Here is a 20,081-nt window from a genome sequence, read left to right as displayed (position 1 = left end):
CCGCGCCGAAAAGTGTTGGACGACGCGTCCTGTTGCAACCGGCCACGGTCCTCAATCTTCCTTCACCGACACGATCGTGTCGTGGATCAGCCGCAGCACGGCCTCGGCGTCGATGCCGGTGCAGATCGTCTGGCTGACAATGCCGTCCCAGTCGGACGGGCCGAAGCCGCGGCCGTCGGGCTTCTGGATCGTCTGGCCGTCGGCAATGCCGCCGCAGACGACGCGGATGGCGCCGGCGCGGGTCTGAAACAGCTCGGGCGCCACGACATAGACGGCGGCGCAGCTGTCATGCACCACCATGCCGTCCGGCACACGCCCCTGGTAGAACTGGATGTAGAATTGCGAGAGATCGAACAGCAGCCGCGCGCGGCTGGAACCCGCGGCATCGCGGATGTCGGCCAGCTGTGTATTCGTCATCACCGTCTGCATGGTGACGTCGAGGCCGACGACGACGACCGGCCATTTGGCGGTGAAGACGATGTCGGCCGCCTCCGGGTCGCCGTGGATATTGGCTTCCGCCGCCGGCGTGACATTGCCGTTGCAATCGAAGGCGCCGCCCATGATCACCACCTGCTTCACCAGGTCGACGATCTCCGGATCCTCCTTCAGCGCATGCGCCAGATTGGTCATCCGGCCGACCGCGACCAGCGTCACCTCACCCGGATTGGCGCGGATGGTGTCGACGATGAAGCGGTGCGCCGGACGCCCGTCCTCGGGCAGGTCGATCGTCTCGGGCACGCCGATATTGCCGAGGCCGTCATGGCCATGGATCAGCACCGGCGGCTCGTGGCTGGGGCGGTGCGGGATGAAGGTTTCGCCGGCGCCGCGCGCGACCGGACAATCGATCTTCCATTCGCGCTTCAGGAACAGCGCATTGCGCGTCGTCGTCTCGATCGTCGCATTGCCGAAGACGGTGGTGATCCCGAGCAGATCGATTTCCTGGTGATGGTGCAGGAAGAGCAGCGCCATGGCGTCGTCGACGCCGGGATCCGTATCGTAGATAACCTTGTGCATGAAACCACCAGATGTCTGTTTTCCGGCTGCGACGCGCAACCTTCAGACCGGCTTAGCGAAGCCCGCCCCTCGGTTCAAGCGGCAAGCCTCAGCCGGTGTAGTCCGACTGGGCGAAGGCCTCCATCATCTTCGGATAGGCGGCGGGTGCCGGGAAGCGTTCGAAGCTGTGCACGGCAGGCGTAGTGGCCCAGGGCAGCTTCTCCGCCGTCTGGGTTTCCATGAAGGGTTTGAAGTGATGGGCATTGTCGAGCATGGTCGCGCGCACATTGACGAAAGGCCCCATGCCGTCGAAGCGGGTAAACATCCAGCTCTTGCAGTCGGGGCAGCAGAAATGGCGGATTTCGCCCTGCGTGCCGCCGAGCACCGGCTCCTTGCCCGCGACCTCGAAGGCCTCCTGCGGATAGAGCGCGCTCAACGAAAAGGCGCTGGCCGACATCTTCTGGCAACCGGTGCAATGGCACGCCATGGTCATGACCGGCTTACCGCGCACCTTGAGCTTCACCTGACCGCAGCGGCAGCTGCCCTGGACCACGCCTTCCGACGACATGCCTAATCTCCCTGTTGGTTGTCGCGCCGAGATTATCCCCGCCATTGGCCGGCGCAAGTGTCATCTGAGCCCAAGCAGTACGCCGACCGACGTGCCGGCCGAAAGCCGTTCCGCCTTGCGCACCGCAGCCTTGACCGGCAGCAGGTAGCTGCCGCTCGCCCTGTCGGGAAACAGGCTGGTGTGAAACCGGGTGTCTCCGATGGTGGCATCGACCGCGACCTGTCCGAAGCCCGGGAGCCCGCCGGCCGACTCGGAGCGGATCTGGAAGCCGATATCGGGTGGGACGGTGACGAAATGCCAGGAACCCTTGCCGCTATATTCCCAGAGTTCCGCCTCGAAGGCCCAGGTCTTCATCTTGGCCTCGGTCAGACCGGATCAGACCGCCTTTTCTTCTTGCCGACATTGCGCAGTACATGGCTGAATTCGGAATTATAGAGGTCGCTGTCACGGAATTCGGCGGAGCCGAACACCTTGCCGACCATGATCAGCGCCGTGCGGGTGATCTTCGCCTCGCGCACGGCGCCTTGCATGTCCTTCAGCGTCGTGCGGAGGAACAACTCGTCCGGCCAGGTGGCGCGATAGGCGATCACCACCGGGCAGTCCTCCCCGTAATAGGGCGTCAGCGTGTCACGGATATGCGGCAGGTTGCGGATCGACAGATGGATCGCAAGCGTTGCGCGGGACTTACCCAGGATCTCCAGCGTTTCGAATTCCGGCATCGACGAGGCCTTCATCCCGGTGCGGGTGACGATCACCGTCTGGGCAATTTCCGGCAGGGTCAGCTCGGTTTTCAGCCGCGCCGCGGTGGCGGCGAAAGCCGGCACACCAGGCACCACATCGTAAGGGATCTCCAACGCATCGAGCCTGCGCATCTGTTCGGCGGTGGCGCCGTAGATCGACGGATCGCCGGAATGGACCCGCGCCACGTCCTGGCCGCGCCCGTGCGCGGCCACAATCTCTGCGATGATCTCGTCGAGATGCATCGGCGCGGTATCCCGGACGATCGCCCCCTCGGGCGCCGCGTGGACGATCTCCTCCGGTACCAGCGATCCGGCATAGAGGCAGACCGGGCAGCGCTCGATCAGCCGCAGGCCCCGCACGGTGATGAGATCCGGCGCGCCGGGTCCGGCGCCGATGAAATAGACGGTCATGATGTGGGTCCCGTGAAATGGAGGTTCGGCTGGTGGGTGCGCCCGCCTTGCGGCGCGCGATCACAATCACCGCGCTGGCCGGTGTCTACAGACCGCGGTCGGGCAGTGGAATGCGACGGGCAAACTGTTTGCCGGTCGGTACCCCCCTCTGCCCTGCCGGGCATCTCCCCCTCAAGGGGGGAGATCGGCTGGAGGCGGCCGCTCGCTTCAAAACTGAGGCCGAGATTGGCGGAAAGGGCCGGCCGATTTCGACCTTTCGCAGCACGAGTGTTGCGAGAGGTTCGGCACCGTCGCGACACGGTGATCTCCCCCCTTGAGGGGGAGATGTCCGGCAGGACAGAGGGGGGTGAGCCAAGTCCACCACCGTGAACGATTGCTGCGACCGCGATTCCCGTCGATCGGCCGGGATCACTCATTCCGCCGCTCCCGTCATGGCCGTATCGGCCTTTCCGGAATAGCCGCGCGGGGTATAGACCCAGGTCTTCCCGTCGCCGGTTTTTACCGTGCGGCTTTCCGATGAGCCGACGACGACCACGGTCAGCATGTCGACATCGTCCACGTCGAGCTCGCCGAGCGGCACGGTGCGGACATTTTCGCCCGCGCGACCGAGATTGGTGGCGAGCACGACGGGAGACGAGGCGGGACGGTATTTCATCAGTTCGTCGCGCGCCCAGGCAAGCTGGGTACGGCGCTTCATCGACACCGGATTGTAGAAGGCGATGACGAAATCCCCCTCGCCGGCTGCCCGCACCCGCTTCTGGATATGCTCCCACGGTGTCAGCAGGTCCGACAGCGAAATCGTGCAGAAGTCGTGCCCGAGCGGTGCGCCGATGCGGGCGGCGGCGCCCTGGAGCGCAGAAATGCCGGGCGAGCACTGGACCGCGATGCGGCTTGCGGCATCCGATATCCCGCCCTTGTCGAACAGCTCAAAAACGAGCGTCGCCATGGCATAGATGCCGGCGTCGCCGGAGCAGACGAGCGCCACGTCGCGCCCCTCGCCCGCCAGTTCCATCGCATGGACGACGCGCGCCTCCTCCTTGCCCAGATCGAAATCATGGCGCGTCTTGCCGGTGGTGAGGTCGCCCAGCAGGTCGAGATAAAGCGAATAGCCGACGAGGTCGGTCGATGCCGCGACCATGCGCGACACCTCCGGCGAGCGCCAGGCCTCGGAGCCCGGGCCGATGCCGACGACATAGAGGCGCCCGCGCGACCGGCCGAAGCGTGAGGGATCGAGCAGCATGTTCGATCTGGCAATGGCCGCCGTGACACCCTTCGACTTGATCTTCTCGACAACCAGCGTGCCGCCGGGTCCGGCGGCCGCGAGAGCCGCACCTTCCGCCACGCCGTGGCAGCCCACCTCGGCAAAGACGATATCGGACGGGTTGACCAGGCGTGGTGCCTCGGCCTCCAGCGTTGCCGCGTCAAAGAAGCGCGCCGGCACGCCGAAATGCGCGGCGACTGCATGTACCGCAGCCTCGTCGGCCTTGAGATCTATCGAGCAGACGGCCGCCAGGCTCTGGCGGGCATGGCCACTATCGGCCAGCGCCGATTCCGCCAGCGCGATCGCCTCTTCACTGGACGCATGCCGCTCGCAGCCCATGCCGAGCACCAGCGTCTTCGGATGGTAGACGAGTTCGAGGTGTGCGGGCGATTTTGCCCGGTCAGTGATCGTCAGGGTGACGGCGGCGTCATCGGCAAACGGGATGCGGGATCGGGTGAGCCAGTCGGCAATGTTGTGGTTGTCAGGGGACATACCCCCCTCTGCCCTGCCGGGCATCTCCCCCTCAAGGGGGGAGATCGACTCGTGGCCGGCCAATTGGCCAATCTTTGAATTGGCGACTTGATGTTGCGCCGCTGTCGATACCGCCTCGAATGTCCCTGGAATGCCGTCCCCCTGTGCAGGCGTTTCACCTGACGCCGCTGCGGGATCCGCCAACACCGCTGAAGCCGGCGCGGTCGCCCCCAGCTGATCGCCCCCCTTGAGGGGGAGATGGCCGGCAGGCCAGAAGGGGCGCGCCACGGGCTCAGCGCCATCGTTCGTCAAGTTCACCACGTCCAACCGAGCCGAACCGCCCGCCACCAGTTCCGCCATCACCCCCTTGGCATCCGCCGGATTGGCGAGCACCAATCCCTGCGGCGGCTGGTCGAGGGCGACGCCGAATTTCAGATCGCCGGCTGTGGTGATCGCGGCATGCGCCTGAAGGCCGGCCGCGATGGCACGCGCGAGATCATTGGCGCCATGATGGCCGCCGAGCAGCGGAACGACGGAGGCGCCGTCCTCCGACACGGCGACAACCGGCGGATCGCTCGTCTTGTCGGACAGCAGCGGCGCCAGAAGCCGGATCAGCGCGCCCGATGCCATGACCGCAATGATCGGCCGACCCTCGCCGAAGAGTGCGCCGACATGCTGCCGGAGATCGTCAAACAGGACCGAAGCGCCCCTGGTGCGCCCGGCCGCGCCATGCACCTCGCCGCCGGTCAGCGCGGCAATGCGCCGGCCGAGGTCCAGGGTCGGCTCCGAGAGGATGATGACGGCGGGATGGGATAAAGACGTCATGAGGTGGGTCCATTGCTGGTGGCAAGGGCCGGATGCCAGGCCTCGCCACCTTTGTAGATCAGGATCATCGAGAAATAGGGGGCGGCGTCTTCCGCGACATCGGCAAGCGGCATCACGCGCTGTTCGGCAAGGCTGACGCGTTCGGCATAGGCTGCATGGGTCGTCAGCCCCATGGTGTCGATCAGGGCGCGGATACGGGCGAAATGCCGGCCGAGCTTGATGATGGCGACCGCCCCGGCCGCATCGATGCCGGCTTTGATCCGATCATCGCTGAGCGGTCCGGGCAGCACGCTCAGCACGTCGTTGCGTGCCGCAAGCGGCCGGCCAAGGGCGGATGCGGATGCCATGATCGAGGACACACCCGGCACGACCTCGGTCGGATAGTGGTGCGCCAGCCGCTCGAACAGATACATGAAGGAGCCATAGAAAAACGGATCGCCCTCGCAGAGCACCGCCACATCGCGCCCCGCATCGAGATGGGCTCCGATCTCGTCGGCAGCCTTGGTGTAGATTTCCTGTGCCGGGAACCGTTCCACCCGCATCGGTACGAGGATCGGCACCTCGATCTGCTCGGGGATCAGATACGGTGCGGCGATGCGCCGGGCGAAACTCTCGCCGGTATCCGGCGCCGGATAGGCAATCACCGGCACCGAGCGGATGATCCGGTGCGCCTTCAGCGTGATCAGCTCCGGGTCGCCCGGCCCGAGGCCGAGGCCATAGAGCTTGCCGGTCATGCTGCGCCCCCGCTTTCGATGAGGTGAGGCCCCCGCTTTGCGCGTTGCAGTGACGGTTTCCTGGATGCAGATGACATCGTGCGAGACGGCGGGCAGCGCGCAACAGTGCCACGCCTATCGAACGCCAAACCGGTCCTCATGCCGCGCGCTCCTTCACCACGCTCCAGATGGTCACCGGCATCAGCGGTTTCCAGCCGCTGAAGCGCCCGACGGGGCCTGCGCGCGAGACCTGGAGGCGCACGAGTTCGCCGCCATGAACGCTGTGCAGATAGGCGATCTGCCCCTCGCCTTCGACGGTCACCGCATTGGCGACCAGAATGCCGCCAGGCTTCAGCGCTTCCCAGCAGGTCTCGAACACGCCTTCATGGTTGATGCCGCCACCGATGAAGATCCGGTCGGGGTCCGGCAGATCGGTCAGCGCATCGGGTGCCAGACCCTCCACCAGCTGCAGGTCCGGCGTGCCCAGCAGATAGGCGTTCTGTTCGATCAGGCCGATCCGCTTCGGCTTGCTTTCGATGGCGATTGCCTCGAGGCCCATGCCGCAGCGCAGCCATTCGATCGAGATCGAGCCGCAACCGGCCCCGACATCCCACAGCAGAGCGTTCGGATGGGGTTTCAGCAGCGACAGCGTGACGGCGCGGATCTCGCTCTTGGTCAGCTGGCCGTCATGGCGAAAGGCATCGTCCGGCAGGCCGGGGATCGGCGACAGCACCGGGCCATCGGCGGCGCAATCGATGGCAAGGGTATAAAAGTCGCTGACCTCCGGCCGTTGATTGGCCAGATCGAGCGCGGTGCGGCGGATGATCCGCTCCTTCGCCCCGCCCATATGTTCCAGTATGCTGAGCACGGAGCCGCCGAAGCCATTGGCGACCAGCATGTCGGCAACGTCGAGCACGGTGTTGCGGTCACCGGTCAGCGACAGGATGCGCGCGCCCGGCAGGATGTGGCGTGCCAGATGGGCGACGGGGCGACCATGCAGCGATATCTGCGCCACATGCTGCAGAGGCCAGCCAAGCCGGGCGGCGGCCAGCGAAAAGGCGGACGGGCTCGGCAGCACGCGCATTTCGCGTGCCGGCAGATAGCGCCTGAGCGTCGCGCCGATGCCGAAATGCATCGGGTCGCCGGTCGCCAGCACCGTCACGGGCGTACCGCGCAGTTTCAGCACTTCATCGAGGGTGTCGCGAAAGCCGGCGGACCAGTTCAGCACGCGCTTCAGATCCGGCAGATTGCTGCCGGTCAGCACCGTCTCCAGCCGCTCGCCGAGCACGATCGTCTCGGCCTGCCAGACAAGCGATTGCGCCTCCGGCGTCAGGCTGGCAAGCCCGTTGTCACCGATGCCGATCACGGTCAGCCAGGGTGTTACGCCCATATCAGACATTGGTGCCGAGCCCTCCCGCCAATGCGTTGACCGCGGCCGATGCCATCGCCGAGCCTCCGCGCCGTCCCTCGACGGCAATATACGGTATGCCGCGGCTGTTTCCGATCAGCGCCGCCTTGCTCTCGGCAGCCCCAACGAAACCGACGGGAAAGCCGAGAATGATGGCCGGCTTCGCGGCGCCGGCGTCCAGCCGTTCCAGCAGGCGGAACAGCGCTGTCGGTGCGTTGCCGATCGCGACCACGGCGCCTTCGAGCAGGCCGCGGTCTTCCCAGAGATCGATTTCGGCCGCCGAGCGGGTATTGCCGATTTCGGCCGCTTTCGGGCGCAAGGCCTCGTCGGAAAGCAGGCAATGCAGATCGTTGTCGGCCGGCAGCAGGCGGCGGATGATGCCGTGGCGCACCATCTCGGCGTCGCAGAGCACCGCGGCGCCGGCCGCAAGCGCTGCAGCGCCCACCTCGAAGGCCCCGGCGGAAAAGGCGATGTCGTCGGCAAGGTCGGTCATGCCACAGGCGTGGATGAGCCGCACGACCAGCGGCTGCATGGCAGATGGAAAGCGATCGAGCGTCACCTCGCACTGAATGGTCTCGAAAGACTTACGGTAGATCGCCGCGGGGTCGCGCAGATAGTCGAGCGGCATCGCGTTCGACACGGGCTCCTCGACCTCCGGCGGCTGGCGGCGCGTGGTCAACGCCCGGTGACCGATACCGAGCACCCAGCCCTCTTCGGCTACAGCGAGACGCCTATCGTCCGCGTCGAGCCCCTCCGGTGCCTCGAACAGCCGCCCCAGCACGCCGTCGATGTCAAAGCGCCCGAAGGCTTCGGCCACCGTCTTGACCTGAGCCGCATCCTTGACGACGTCGCCAGCCGGCAGATCGAAGAGCGACGGATAGATCTCGGCAAAGACGACAGGCTTTTCAAATTTGCCCACGAAGCCGGTCTCGAACGGCCAGACGGCTACGCAGTCGCCAAAGTCACTCTCGTCGAGAAAGCGCGAGAGACGGGCGATGCCGAGCAGCGTCTGGCTGCCGACCACACCGGCCCCATTTAGCTGCCAGACCGGTTTCGCGCCCTTGGCGAAATGTTCGGACCGGCGAAAAGCAAATGGCGGCGTCTTCGGCGCTTCCGGTCTGGTGTCCGAGAGATCGGCATAGGCATGCTGATGCGGCCGGCCCCAGAAACGCGGCTCGCCGGAGAAGTATCGGGCATTCCAGCGCGAGGCCAGCTCGAAACGGTTATTGGAATTGTCCGGCCCATCGGTCACCTCGTTTGCAACCTTGCGCCAGAGCGCGCGCCAGTTTGCCTCCCCGGCAATGCGCAAGGCGGCGCCTGCCGGATAACCGAAGGCAAAGTCGAATCCGACAAGCAGCCGCTCACCGGTTGCCACGCATTGGCGCAGCACCGCCTCCAACCGCTGCATGAAAGCGTCACGCGTGCGAAAATTCTCGGTCCAATCGATCTCCACCCGGCCGTGATCGCAGCGCACCAGGCAAGCCCAGAGCGAGTTCTTTCCGGTCACCGGTTGCCCGGCCCCGGACCAGTCGACGATCAAGATGCGATCGAACAGCCGCATCAGCGCTTCTTCTGCATCGACTTCGGTCCCAGCGGGTGATCGGCATGGGGATATGGCGCATGATGGTGGTCGTGGGAATGATCATGCCCGTGGGAGTGGGCATCGCTGTGGCCGTGGCTGTGCGAATGATCATGCGCGGCACCATGCGCATGGTCGTGCCCATCATGGTGGCGATGTCCGTGGTCATGGTGATGATCGCGGCCGCAGCCGCAATCCGGGCCGTGTTCGTGGCCGGCGGTCTTGCCGGAGGATGGCGCATCCATCACCGCCTGCAGTTCGGCATCCGGGGTTGCGTCCGTCAGATGGGCGTATTTGCCGCCGAGCGTGAAGGAGGCCGAATAGTCGAAGGCCGGCGCCAGGTCGTTCGGCTCGGCATGGGAATGGACCGGCGTCCACGGCAGACCGTGCTTCCTGCAGAACTCCTCGTCGCGACAGGAGGCATCGCAATCGCCTCCGCAGGGACAGTCTTCCAGTCCGCCGCCAATGCCTTCGACATGGTGATGATGGCTCTCCTGCGGCTGGCCGATATCGGCCTCGAAGCCCAGCACCTGCTCGCGATATTTGCACATCTGGCAGTTCATCACCGCCGCACCGTGCAGAATTTCCATGACGCGGTCCTGGAAGGCGTCGAGCACCAGCGGGTGATCGTTTAGGTAGCCGGCCTTGACGAACTGGATGTCGGGATATCGGGCCGCCACCTCGTCGGTATAGGCATGGATCCGCTTCACCAGCACGCCGGTGAACAGGAAATAGGGAAAGACGATGATCCGCTTGTAGCCAAGCTTGGCGGCATGGGTGAGCCCCGGCTCGACCAGCGGAAAGGTGACGCCGGAATAGCAGGTCTCGCCCCAGCCGAAGCCCATGCCTTCCCAGAGCATGCGCATGACCTTGGTGGCGTTGGAATTGGCGTCGGGATCGGAGGACCCGCGACCGACCACCATCAGCAGCGTGTCGTGCTTGTCGACGGTGCCATGCTCGGCATTGGCTGCATCGACGGCGGCCTGGATACGGTCTCCGGCAGCCCGGATCATCTTCAGGTCGATACCGAGCTCGCGCCCGTAATTGATCACCATGCCCGGGTTCTGCGCCTGATAGGTGTTGAGCACCGAGGGAATGTCGTTCTTGGCATGTCCCGCGGCAAACAGCATGCCGGGCACCGCCAGCACCCGGGTGACGCCCTGTTCGCGCAGGCTGTCGAGACCTGCCGAGATCACCGGATTGCAGAATTCGAGATAGCCGTATTCGACCGGCAGGTCGGGATTGCGCGCCTTCAGACCCTCAGCGATCACGGCGAATTCGCGGGCCGCATTCTGGTTGCGGCTGCCGTGGCCGCAGACCATGATTCCGAGTTTTTCCGCCATATTGCCTGGCCTCCTGCTTCGTTATGTCCGATGTACGAAGCGCCGGAAACACGATCGAACCGACCGCATCCCCATGGCCTTTGGGACAGCTCCGGAATTGGCCCCCTGATTGGGTCGGCCGCACCGGACTATTTCCAGCCTGTCGAACAGGCGCCGTCGCACATTGTGTCGAGGTTTAGCGAAGCCCGGCCCGAGGGTCAAATCCGTTTGCGGCGGATCGTGTCAGCGATGCGCAACGGGGCTACAGATCCGGCAATCGCGGGCCCATGGATTGCACAAATTCCAGGCCTGGTGCATGAGGACGCTCGCAAATCCGCACGCCCTGCCATGAGCCATCCCTTGACCGATATCGCCCTCCACGTCTTCATCCTCCTGTTCTTTGCCGCCTTTTTCGCAGGTTTCGTCGATTCGATTGCCGGCGGTGGCGGGCTGATCACCATTCCGGCGCTGCTGATTGCCGGCATTCCGCCCTTGCATGCGCTCGGCACCAACAAGCTGCAGGGACAGTTTGCCGCCGCATCCTCGACGATCGCCTATGCGCGCAAGGGCCACATGGACATCAAGGCGCAGCTGCCGATGGCGCTGGTGGCAGCGGCCGGCGGTGCGATCGGTGCGATCACGGCGGCCTATGTGCCGGGCACCGTGCTGCAGATCGTCATGCCCTTTCTGCTGGTCGCCGTTGCCATCTATTTCGCCCTGAAACCCAATCTGAGCGATGTCGACGGCCACCGCCGCCTGACCCCGATCGTCTTTGCCGCCACCGTCGTGCCGGTCGTCGGCTTCTATGACGGCCTCTTCGGTCCTGGCACCGGCTCCTTCTACATGCTAGGCTTCGTCACGCTGTCCGGCTATGGCATGCTGAAGGCGACGGCGCACACCAAGCTGTTGAATTTCGGATCGAATGTCGGCGCCTTCATCGTCTTCATCTTTTCCGGCGCCATTCTGTGGAAGCTCGGCTGCGTGATGGCCGTGGGCTCCGTGCTGGGCGCGCAGGTCGGGTCGCGGCTGGCGATGAAGAACGGCGCCAGGATCATCAAGCCGCTGCTGATCGTCACCTGCCTTGCCATGGCCGCAAAGCTGCTGGCCGATCCGGCCAATCCGGTGCGGATGTGGATGGGTTTCTAGCCGACGCGAAGCCCCACGCTCAGAACAGCGCCACCAGCACGGTTCCGGCAGCGATCATGGCAATGCCGCCCCAGGCGACCGGGCTCAGATCTTCGCCGAGAAAGAGGGTCGCGAAGATTGCGACGAAGACGATCGAAAGCTTGTCGATCGGTGCCACCTGCGAGGCGTTGCCGATCTTCAGCGCCCGGTAATAGGCAATCCACGAACCGCCGGTCGCCAGTCCCGAAAGCGCCAGGAAGACCCAGGTCCGCGCCCCGATCGTCGACGGTGCCTGCCATTCGCCGCTCATCGTCACGATTCCGACCAGCACGCAGAAGATGACCACGGTGCGGATCAGCGTCGCCAGATCGGAATTGACACCGGCCACGCCGACCTTGCCGAAGATCGCGGTCAGCGCCGCAAAGGCCGCCGAGACCAGCGCCCAGAACTGCCAGCTCTGCGTCATCAGAATTCCACCCCGATCTGCGCCTTGATGCCGGAGCGGAAGGGATGCTTGATCAGTTCCATCTCGGTCACCAGGTCGGCAATCTCGATCAGGCCTTCCTTGGCATTGCGCCCGGTCAGCACGACATGGGTCATGTGCGGCTTTTCGGTCGCCAGGAATTCGATGACCTCGGCCAGATCGATATAGTCGTAGCGGATCGCGATATTGATCTCGTCGAGCAGAACCATGGCATTGGCCGGATCGCGGATCAGGTCCTTGGCCTTCGCCCAGGCGGCCTGCGCCATCTCGATGTCGCGTGCCTTGTCCTGGGTTTCCCAGGTAAAGCCCTCGCCCATGGTGTGGAATTCGCAGAGATCGGAAAACCGGGCGAGGATCATGTCGCGCTCACCGGTCGACATGGCGCCCTTGATGAACTGCACGACGGCGCATTTCCGGCCATGGGCGATATGCCGGAAGATCATCCCGAAGGCGGCCGACGACTTGCCCTTGCCCTTGCCGGTATGCACGATGATCAAGCCTTTCTCATCGGTCTTGGTCGCCATGATCTTGTCGCGCGCAGCCTTCTTCTTGGCCATCTTTTCCGCGTGGCGGGCAAGATCGGCGTCAGCCGCGGCTGTCTCTTCGGTCATGGTCTATTCCTCGGTTTCGAATGGCTTGGCGAACCAGATGCGTTCGGGCGCACCGGCGACAGATGGCAGGCGGCCGATCTCGCGATAGCCTTGGCGTGCATAGAAACGTGGCGCCTGAAATGAAAAAGTGTCGAGATAGACGCCTGCCAGCCCCAAGCGGCGGGCTTCCGTCTCGGCTGCCGCAAGCAGTTTCGCGCCGATTCCCAGATTGCGGGCGTCCTTGTCGACCGCCAGATATTTGACGAACATCCAGCCCTGGACCGTATTTGCGAAGAGGCCGCCGATCAGCCGTCCCTCTCCATCCGCAGCCCTGATCCGGAGATCGTCGCCGTCGAAGGATCTGCCGAGTGCCACGGCACTTTCGGTGAGGATTGCCAGCGTTTCCGCAAGAAAAACCTCATCCTGCTCCGGCAGGATCCGGATGGCGATCGTTCCGACGTCCATTCAGCCCTCGCGCTTTTCAAGGTCATCGACGATATCGAGCCAGGAGACGCGCTCCTCCCAGTGATCGTGGGCCGTTACCCTGACACCGGAGGGATCGTCGAGCGTCACCAGATAGAGATCGAGCTCGCCCGGCCGGTTTTCCGACTCATAGGACATCGGCGAGCCGCAATGGCTGCAGAAACCGCGCCGGTGTCTCGGCGACGACTGGTAAAAGGCAAGGCTTGCGCCCGCAAGCTCGGCATCGTCGGCGCGCACGGTAAAAAAGCTGGTCACCGGTGACGACGTCGCCCGCCGGCAACTCTCGCAATGGCAATGATTGGCCTGTATGACCGGCCCCGCCGCCCTGTAACGTACCTGCCCGCACAGGCAGTGTCCCGTCAAATCAGCCATCCACGCGTCTCCCCTCGACAAGCTCCGTCAGGGCAAATCTCGCCGAATTGCTGCGCGGCGTCCAGAGCCCGCGGTCGATGGCCTCGATCAGCCGGTCTGCCAGTTCCCGCAGTGCCGGCGCGTTCTTGTCCGCCATGAAGTCGCGCACCCGCTCATCGACCAGGAAGGCCTGGTAGGCGGCCTCGAAATGATGGTCGCGCACGGCACCTGTGGTGGCGGCGAAGGCAAACATGTAGTCGACCGTGGCGGTGATCTCGAAGGCGCCCTTGTACCCATGGCGCATGACGCCCTCGATCCATTTCGGATTGACGACACGGGCCCGTACGACGCGGCCGATCTCCTCTTCGAGACTGCGGATGACGGGTTTTTCCGGGCGCGAATGGTCATTGTGATAGACGGTCGGGCGCGCGCCGGAGACCTGCTCGACAGCAGCCGTCATGCCGCCCTCGAACTGGTAGTAGTCGTCGCTGTCGAGCAGATCGTGCTCGCGGTTGTCCTGGTTGTGCACGACCGCCTGCACCGAGCGCAGCCGCTGCTCAAACAGCCCGCGCTCGGCTTTGCCCTCGACATCGGCGCCATAGGCATAGCCGCCCCAGACCATATAGGCTTCGGCCAGATCCTCGCGGCTTTCCCAGCCCTTCTCGTCGATCAGCGCCTGCAGGCCGGCGCCGTAAGCCCCGGGTTTGGATCCGAAGACGCGGTAGCCGGCACGGCGCAACGCTGCCGTCTCGTCCAGCCCTTCTGCGGCCAGCCGGGTTGCCTCCGCCTTGACGCGCGCGGCAAGCGGATTGTCGGCCGCATCCTCGTCAAGGCCTGCAACCGCCCGCACCGCGCGGTCGAAGAGTGCGATCTGATCGGGAAAGGCGTCGCGGAAGAAACCGGAAATCCGCAGTGTCACGTCGACCCGCGGCCGGCCGAGCACGGCCTGGGACAGGATTTCGAATCCGGTCACCCGGCGCGAAGCCATGTCCCAGAGCGGCCTGACGCCGATCAGCCCCAGCGCCTGGGCGATATCGTCCCCGCCGGTGCGCATGTTGGACGTACCCCAGGCCGTCAATCCGAACGATGTCGGCCAGTCGCCGTGGTCCTGCACATAACGGGCGATCAGCAATTCGGCCGATTTCCGGCCGAGTTCGTAGGCTGCCGGTGTCGGCACGGCGCGGCTGTCGATCGAATAGAAATTGCGCCCCGTCGGCAGCACATCGGGCCGTCCGCGGCTGGGTGCACCGGACGGTCCGGGGGCGACAAAACGGCCATCCAGCCCCTTCAGCAGGCCCTCGATCTCGGCCGGACCCGAGCGAATGATCGAGGGCCTTAGCCGGCTATCGATTTCCGCGAGGACGGCGGCCGTGTTCGTCCAGTCCGGCGCGCAGACGGCCTCTTCGGCAACGAGGGCCGCAGCCAGCAATTCGATCCGCTCGACGGTGTCGCCGTGTGTACGCCAGGGATCGTCACTGACACCGGCGAGCACCGCCGGCCGGTCTCCGGTCCAGGGTTGCGACATGACGCAGTCGAGAGGGTCGAACTTGGGCGCGGTGGGGATGCCACCCCCCTGTGTCCTGCCGGACATCTCCCCTTCAAGGGGGGAGATCGGCTCGTGGGGAGGCCCCACTGCCGTCTCGGAAGCCGGGTTGGGGAAAGCCGTCACAGTGCTGTCGGCAATTCCATGCGAGGGGTGGTCTATAGTTGCCGAACCTTTCGCCTCGGATGCCATATCCGACTGATGCTGCGACCTCGCCTCCGTAATCTCCCCCCTTGAGGGGGAGATGTCCGGCAGGACAGAGGGGGGTGCCCTCCGCTCTCGACCGAAGCCCTCTGTGGCACAAGAGGGATGGTTCACGAGCAGGTCCGTCGCGATCGCCCGCTGCAGGCTCTGGTCGCCGCCCTCGCCCTGGCCGCGCGGCACCCGGGCAAGCGCGACCGTCAGATCGGTCAACAGCCGGCCTTCGGGGGCCCTGCCGAAAATGTGCAGGCCGTCGCGGATCTGCATTTCCTTGAGATCGCAGAGATAGGCATCCAGCTTTTCGAGTGCTGTGTCCTCCGCCTCCCCGCTGGCGATCCCGGCATCCTGGTCGAGACCGATATCGGCGATCAGGTCGAGGATCTGTTTCTTCAACAGCTTCAGCCGCCGCGGGTCGCCACCGGCCGCCTCGTAATATTCGTCGACCAGCGCCTCGAGATCCTTCAGCGGCCCATAACTCTCGGCCCGCGTCAGCGGCGGCGTCAGGTGGTCGATGATGACGGCCGAGGTTCTGCGCTTGGCCTGCGTGCCCTCGCCCGGATCGTTGACGATGAAGGGATAGAGATGCGGCAGCGCGCCGAAGACGGATTCCGGATAGCAGGCCTCGCTAAGCGCCAGTGCCTTGCCCGGCAGCCATTCGAGATTGCCGTGCTTGCCCATATGGATAACGGCATCAGCATCGAAGCCTTGCCGCAGATGCGCATAGAAGGCGAAATAGCCGTGCGGCGGCACCAGATCCGGCGAATGGTAGCTGTCCTTCGGATCGATATTGTAGCCGCGGGCCGGCTGGATTCCGATCAGCAGATTGCCGAAGCGCGACAGCGGCAGGGCAAAGACATCCTCGCGAAAGAACGGATCGTTTTCGGGCGGACCCCATCGGTCGGACACAGCCTGCCGGATCGCATCCGGAAGGGCGTTGAAGAAACCGAGATAGTCGGCCAGCGATATCGTCTCGCGGATCTCTCGGGCGTCGGCGACCGCATTGGTCGGCCCTGCCATCAGATGCGCCATCAGCGCGTCGCCGTCCGCCGGAATCTCGGCCATTTGGTAGCCGGCTAAGGACATCGCGCGCAGAACCTCGATCGTGCCGGCCGGCGTATCGAGCCCGACGCCATTGCCGAGACGGCCATCGCGGTTCGGATAATTGGCCATGACGAGCGCCACGCGCCTTTCGGAGGGCGCCGCCTGCCGCAGCCTTGCCCACCGCGCGGCAAGTTCCGCGACGAACCGCATCCGCCCACGATCGGGCTCATGGGTGACGATATTGGCCTCGACGGCCTCGTCGAAGCGCGCCGCGGTCTTGAACGAGACGGCGCGCGTCATCACCCGGCCGTCGATCTCGGGAAGGGCGACATGCATGGCGAGATCGCGGGCCGACAGGCCCTGGCTGGACGCGGCCCAGCTTTCTCTTGCGGAGCTTGAAAACACGCTCTGCAGCACGACCGCGCCGGTCTCGTCGAGCACGGTCGACGGCCTGTCGCTGCCCGGCGCCGAAACGGCAAAGCCGGTCGTATTGACGACGACGCACGGCGCCGCCGCGGCAAAGACGTGCCGGAGGGTGTCGACGGAAACAGGGTCCTTCAGGCTGGAGACGAAGACCGGCAGCGCGGTCATTCCCTTAGCCGCCAAGGCCTCGATCAGCGCTTCCACCGGCCGGGTCTCGCCGCTCTGCACCAGGGCGCGGTAGAAGGAAATGGCGATGACGGGGGCCGCAGGCTCGCCCGCACCTCCCGGCTGCTGCTCTTGGCCGTCAGAGTGCCGGGAAGCCCCTGTGGTCGCATCCGGGCCGTGGCTTCCGGCTGATGCGGCGATGTCGGCCGGGCCGATGACGGAGGATGTCTTGTGCGGCGCCGGGCGCTTGCGTCCTGCAATCTCCTGCCAGGTCTCGACCCCGATCACCCCGCGCCCGGGCCACCAGATGCCGGCCTTCATCAGTGGAAGGGCGGCCGGCGGCTTCTCGTTGCGAAGCTGCAGCAGATAGGCGCTGTAATCCAGAAGCGCGTCGGCATTCTCCGCGCCGCCCTCGGTAAGGTAGGACCAGATCTCGCCGAGCGTCGCCGCATCGAGGTTGGAATAGGGCATCAACCCTTCATCCGGCTTGTCGTCCCCCGGCAGCACGGCAATTTTTGCACCGCTGCGCCCCGCCGCCGCATGCAGCGCTTCCAGCAGATACTGGAAATAGCTGGCGCCGCCGAGCGCCCTGACGATGATCAGCCGGGCGTGCCGGGCGGTGCGTTCGACATAGGTGTCGACCGACATCGGGTGTTTCAGGCTCATCAGGCTGGCAAGCCGCACCGTCATCTGTCCTGTCGCCGCCTGCTGCTCGTGCCTGCGGGCGACCGCTACAGCGATCGATGCCAGTTCTGTATCGGCGGCAGACAGGATCAGCACGTCGGCCGGAGTCTGGCCGAGATCGACCGCCTCCTCGCCGTCGGCGATCGACCCTTTCTGGGCTAGAAGAAGGTGCATGGCGAAACCGCCCTTTGGCCCTGATCAGACAGCGTTGCGGATCGCCTCGGCGATCGTCGCCTGGTCGAGATCGTGAAGACCGATGACGACGAGCCGGGTCGCGCGCGGATCCTTGGCCCAGGGGCGGTCGAAATGGGTATCGATCCGGCTGCCGACAGCCTGCACGACCAGACGCATCGGCTTGCCCGGCACGTCGACGAAGCCCTTGAGACGCAAGACGTCGTGCTCGGCGATGATCGACTTCAGGCGGTCGACGAAACCATCCGGGTCGGTGACACTGCCGGTCTCAACGACGAAGCTGTCGAACTCGTCGTGATCATGGTGATGGTCATGCGCCTCGCCGGAGGCATGCAGGGCATCATGCTCGCGCTCGTGATGCGACTTGCGGTTTTCGATGTCGGCTTCCGTGCCGGCGCCCAGACCCAGCAGGACGAAGCCCGGCACCTCGCCGTTCTTCGCCTCGATCAGGGTGGGCTTGCGGGCGGTGCGGCCGCTGACCTCGGCCCGGACTTTGGCAAGGCCCGCGGCATCCAGCAGGTCTGTCTTGTTGAGCACGATCAGATCGGCGCAGGTCAGCTGGTCCTCGAACAGTTCCTCGATCGGGCTGTCATGGTCGAGGCTCTCGTCGGCCACCCGTGCCGCATCCACCCGGTCATGATCGTCGGCAAAACGGCCGGCAGCGACCGCAGCACTGTCGACCACCGTCACGACGCCGTCGACGGTCACCCGGGTGCGGATATCCGGCCAGTTGAAGGCGGCGACCAGCGGCTGCGGCAGGGCGAGCCCGGAGGTCTCGATGACGATGTGATCGGGCTTCACATCCCGCTCCAGCAGCTTCTGCATGGTCGGCACGAAATCGTCCGCCACCGTGCAGCAGATGCAGCCATTGGTAAGTTCGATGATGTCGTCCTCGGTGCAGTTTTCCGCGCCGCAGCCCTTCAGCACGTCGCCATCGACGCCGAGATCGCCGAATTCATTGATAATCAGCGCGATCTTCTTGCCGCCGGCATTCATCAGCATGTTGCGGATGATCGTCGTCTTGCCGGCCCCGAGAAAACCGGTGATCACCGTGGCGGGGATCTTCTGTTGCAACATCTCACGTCAACCCTTCATTTTGAGCGGCAATCCGGCCGCCACGAAATAGACTTCGGCCGCCACCGCGGCGATGGCCTGGTGCAGCCGTCCGGCATGGTCGCGAAAGGCGCGAGCCATCGCATTTTCCGGCACGATGCCCAGACCGACCTCATTGGTCACGAAAACGATCTCTGCCTTGAGTTCCGGCACCAGCGCGGCAAGCCGCCTGCCCTCCGCCTCGACATCGGCCTGCGCCATCATCCGGTTGGTCACCCAGACCGTCAGGCAATCCACCAGAACCGTCCGTCCCGGCGCATCGATCCGTTGCAGCAGCGCGGCCAGCGCCTCCGGCTCCTCATGCGTCGTCCAGCCGGCATCCGCCCGATCGGCCTTGTGCCGGTCGATACGCGACCGCATCTCGTCGTCGAAGGCACGGCCCGTCGCCACATAGTGTTTCTCAAGCCCGGTCCGGGCACAGAGGTCTTCGGCAAACCGCGACTTGCCGGAGCGCGCGCCGCCCATCACCAGCACGCTGCTCATGGAGTGGCAGCCTCGCCCTCTGGCTTTTCGGGGCTTGCATAGAGGCCACCGTCCTGCTTCTGGAACGCCGGCCAGTTGCCCTTCGGCTGCGGCGCATCGCCTTGCCTGGGCCGGGTGGTAAATTCGGCTGGAACGGTCGCCGTCGGCGTCGAATCCGGAACATCGACGGCACGGGCCTCCCGCTCATTGTTGGATTTCCCCTCCTCGACGAGCAGCGGACGAATGAAGAAAGCAAGCGCTGCCACGACCAGCAGCCCGCAGGCCAACATCAGATAAACGGAGCGCTCACGCATGGCTTGCCTCCCGAAATGGTTGAAAAATATGGTCCGGCGCCAAAACGGCGCTTTCTAGCCCCGGCACGGACAGCCAGGCATCGGCAAGACGCAGATCTGCGCCTGTCAACTCTGCCGCCATGACAACCTCCGTGCTGGCAACGGGGATCAATCCCCAGGTTCGGGCAATATCGCCCCGGTGGATGGCAGGTCTCCTGGCTCGCGGCTGCGGGCTCCGACAGGAGCCCACGGTTTAACCTCGCCTTCCCGGCATGCAGCGCAGACTGTGAAAAGGTGGACGATTCGTAGATATAGAGGCGTCCAGCCCCGGTTCATCACATCTGCCATACCAGTGGCTTTTCCGGCATCCCGTCCGTGCCATCCCGCGGCACCATGCCACGGACAATGAACCCGAACGCGAAACCGGACGGCAAAACCTCGCCACTCTACAGTCGCGGGGTCGGCTGCGATTGAAACACCCGCAACGGGCACGTTCCTCCGCATTCCCTTTTGCTTTCCCAAGGCCGCAAACGCGGTCTCCGGAAACCATCCTTAACGCTCTTCACTTAGGTGCTTCGCCGGGGGAAGTCAACGAATGCCAAGCGTGCGCTGCCGGCGTCGGCATGGCGGACGGGCATGT

General features: G+C 65.0%; 19 protein-coding genes and 1 riboswitch. Of the genes, 1 reads left to right on the top strand and 18 read right to left on the bottom strand.

The genetic code is table 11. The features are described 5' to 3' along the window. Positions 1 to 51: 51 nt before the first annotated feature. From J2Z17_RS12660 to J2Z17_RS12620, 9 genes are all read right to left on the bottom strand, one after another. A complete protein-coding gene (locus J2Z17_RS12660; protein WP_209945492.1) occupies positions 52 to 1,014 on the bottom strand; it encodes a nucleoside hydrolase in 963 nt (320 codons plus the stop codon). An 88-nt stretch (positions 1,015 to 1,102) separates the two neighbouring features. Beyond that, entirely contained in the window at positions 1,103 to 1,561 is a 459-nt protein-coding gene (locus J2Z17_RS12655) for a GFA family protein (protein WP_209945490.1), read from the bottom strand. A 60-nt stretch (positions 1,562 to 1,621) separates the two neighbouring features. Continuing rightward, positions 1,622 to 1,915 (bottom strand): DUF1905 domain-containing protein, encoded by a 294-nt coding sequence (locus J2Z17_RS12650; RefSeq protein ID WP_209945488.1) that lies wholly within the window; start codon positions 1,913 to 1,915, stop codon positions 1,622 to 1,624. Positions 1,916 to 1,926: 11 nt separating this feature from the next. Further along, positions 1,927 to 2,712, bottom strand: coding sequence for a precorrin-4 C(11)-methyltransferase (cobM, locus tag J2Z17_RS12645; RefSeq protein WP_209945487.1), 786 nt, complete (start codon positions 2,710 to 2,712; stop codon positions 1,927 to 1,929). A gap of 412 nt (positions 2,713 to 3,124) precedes the next feature. Beyond that, positions 3,125 to 5,269 (bottom strand): precorrin-3B C(17)-methyltransferase, encoded by a 2,145-nt coding sequence (gene cobJ / locus J2Z17_RS12640; protein ID WP_209945485.1) that lies wholly within the window; start codon positions 5,267 to 5,269, stop codon positions 3,125 to 3,127. Next, positions 5,266 to 6,003 (bottom strand): precorrin-2 C(20)-methyltransferase, encoded by a 738-nt coding sequence (cobI, locus tag J2Z17_RS12635; RefSeq protein WP_209945484.1) that lies wholly within the window; start codon positions 6,001 to 6,003, stop codon positions 5,266 to 5,268. The genes cobJ and cobI overlap by 4 nt, the downstream gene beginning before the upstream one ends. A gap of 136 nt (positions 6,004 to 6,139) precedes the next feature. Then, on the bottom strand, positions 6,140 to 7,381 hold the full coding sequence (gene cbiE / locus J2Z17_RS12630) for a precorrin-6y C5,15-methyltransferase (decarboxylating) subunit CbiE (RefSeq protein WP_377300076.1): 1,242 nt from the start codon (positions 7,379 to 7,381) through the stop codon (positions 6,140 to 6,142). Then, entirely contained in the window at positions 7,374 to 8,018 is a 645-nt protein-coding gene (locus J2Z17_RS25225; protein WP_245224097.1) for a precorrin-8X methylmutase, read from the bottom strand. The genes cbiE and J2Z17_RS25225 overlap by 8 nt, the downstream gene beginning before the upstream one ends. A 932-nt stretch (positions 8,019 to 8,950) precedes the next feature. Next, complete coding sequence (locus J2Z17_RS12620) at positions 8,951 to 10,312, bottom strand: sirohydrochlorin chelatase (protein WP_209945480.1); 1,362 nt, start codon at positions 10,310 to 10,312, stop codon at positions 8,951 to 8,953. Between the two features lie 339 nt (positions 10,313 to 10,651). Here J2Z17_RS12620 and J2Z17_RS12615 point away from each other — a divergent pair, with 339 nt between their 5' ends. Continuing rightward, entirely contained in the window at positions 10,652 to 11,437 is a 786-nt protein-coding gene (locus tag J2Z17_RS12615) for a TSUP family transporter (RefSeq protein WP_209945478.1), read from the top strand. 19 nt (positions 11,438 to 11,456) lie between these two features. Here J2Z17_RS12615 and J2Z17_RS12610 read toward each other — a convergent pair whose 3' ends face one another. From J2Z17_RS12610 to J2Z17_RS25415, 9 genes are read right to left on the bottom strand one after another with little or no spacing between them, the layout of a single operon-like run. Beyond that, a complete protein-coding gene (locus J2Z17_RS12610) occupies positions 11,457 to 11,882 on the bottom strand; it encodes an EamA family transporter (protein ID WP_209945476.1) in 426 nt (141 codons plus the stop codon). Continuing rightward, positions 11,882 to 12,511, bottom strand: coding sequence for a cob(I)yrinic acid a,c-diamide adenosyltransferase (cobO, locus tag J2Z17_RS12605; RefSeq protein WP_209945474.1), 630 nt, complete (start codon positions 12,509 to 12,511; stop codon positions 11,882 to 11,884). Before cobO ends, J2Z17_RS12610 begins: the two co-directional genes overlap by 1 nt. Before the next feature lie 3 nt (positions 12,512 to 12,514). After that, positions 12,515 to 12,955 carry a GNAT family N-acetyltransferase gene (locus tag J2Z17_RS12600; RefSeq protein WP_209945472.1) on the bottom strand — a complete coding sequence of 147 codons (441 nt, stop codon included), beginning with the start codon at positions 12,953 to 12,955 and terminating at the stop codon, positions 12,515 to 12,517. Then, positions 12,956 to 13,345 carry a GFA family protein gene (locus tag J2Z17_RS12595; RefSeq protein WP_209945470.1) on the bottom strand — a complete coding sequence of 130 codons (390 nt, stop codon included), beginning with the start codon at positions 13,343 to 13,345 and terminating at the stop codon, positions 12,956 to 12,958. Further along, on the bottom strand, positions 13,338 to 17,555 hold the full coding sequence (gene cobN, locus J2Z17_RS12590; protein WP_209945468.1) for a cobaltochelatase subunit CobN: 4,218 nt from the start codon (positions 17,553 to 17,555) through the stop codon (positions 13,338 to 13,340). Before cobN ends, J2Z17_RS12595 begins: the two co-directional genes overlap by 8 nt. A gap of 24 nt (positions 17,556 to 17,579) precedes the next feature. Beyond that, positions 17,580 to 18,650 (bottom strand): cobalamin biosynthesis protein CobW, encoded by a 1,071-nt coding sequence (cobW, locus tag J2Z17_RS12585; RefSeq protein ID WP_209945466.1) that lies wholly within the window; start codon positions 18,648 to 18,650, stop codon positions 17,580 to 17,582. A gap of 6 nt (positions 18,651 to 18,656) precedes the next feature. Further along, positions 18,657 to 19,169: a bifunctional adenosylcobinamide kinase/adenosylcobinamide-phosphate guanylyltransferase gene (gene cobU, locus J2Z17_RS12580; protein ID WP_209945464.1), complete on the bottom strand. Its 513-nt coding sequence runs from the start codon at positions 19,167 to 19,169 to the stop codon at positions 18,657 to 18,659. After that, positions 19,166 to 19,462 carry a hypothetical protein gene (locus tag J2Z17_RS12575; RefSeq protein ID WP_209945462.1) on the bottom strand — a complete coding sequence of 99 codons (297 nt, stop codon included), beginning with the start codon at positions 19,460 to 19,462 and terminating at the stop codon, positions 19,166 to 19,168. Before J2Z17_RS12575 ends, cobU begins: the two co-directional genes overlap by 4 nt. Continuing rightward, positions 19,455 to 19,583 (bottom strand): hypothetical protein, encoded by a 129-nt coding sequence (locus J2Z17_RS25415; RefSeq protein ID WP_280923364.1) that lies wholly within the window; start codon positions 19,581 to 19,583, stop codon positions 19,455 to 19,457. Before J2Z17_RS25415 ends, J2Z17_RS12575 begins: the two co-directional genes overlap by 8 nt. A gap of 46 nt (positions 19,584 to 19,629) precedes the next feature. Further along, a riboswitch (cobalamin riboswitch) is annotated at positions 19,630 to 20,007 on the bottom strand. Between the last annotated feature and the right edge of the window lie 74 nt (positions 20,008 to 20,081).

It is taken from the genome of Heterorhizobium halophytocola (assembly GCF_017873095.1).
GTDB classification, from domain to species: domain Bacteria; phylum Pseudomonadota; class Alphaproteobacteria; order Rhizobiales; family Rhizobiaceae; genus Allorhizobium; species Allorhizobium halophytocola.
Note: the sequence above shows the minus strand (reverse complement) of the source record. Positions and strands in the feature narration are given on the sequence as shown.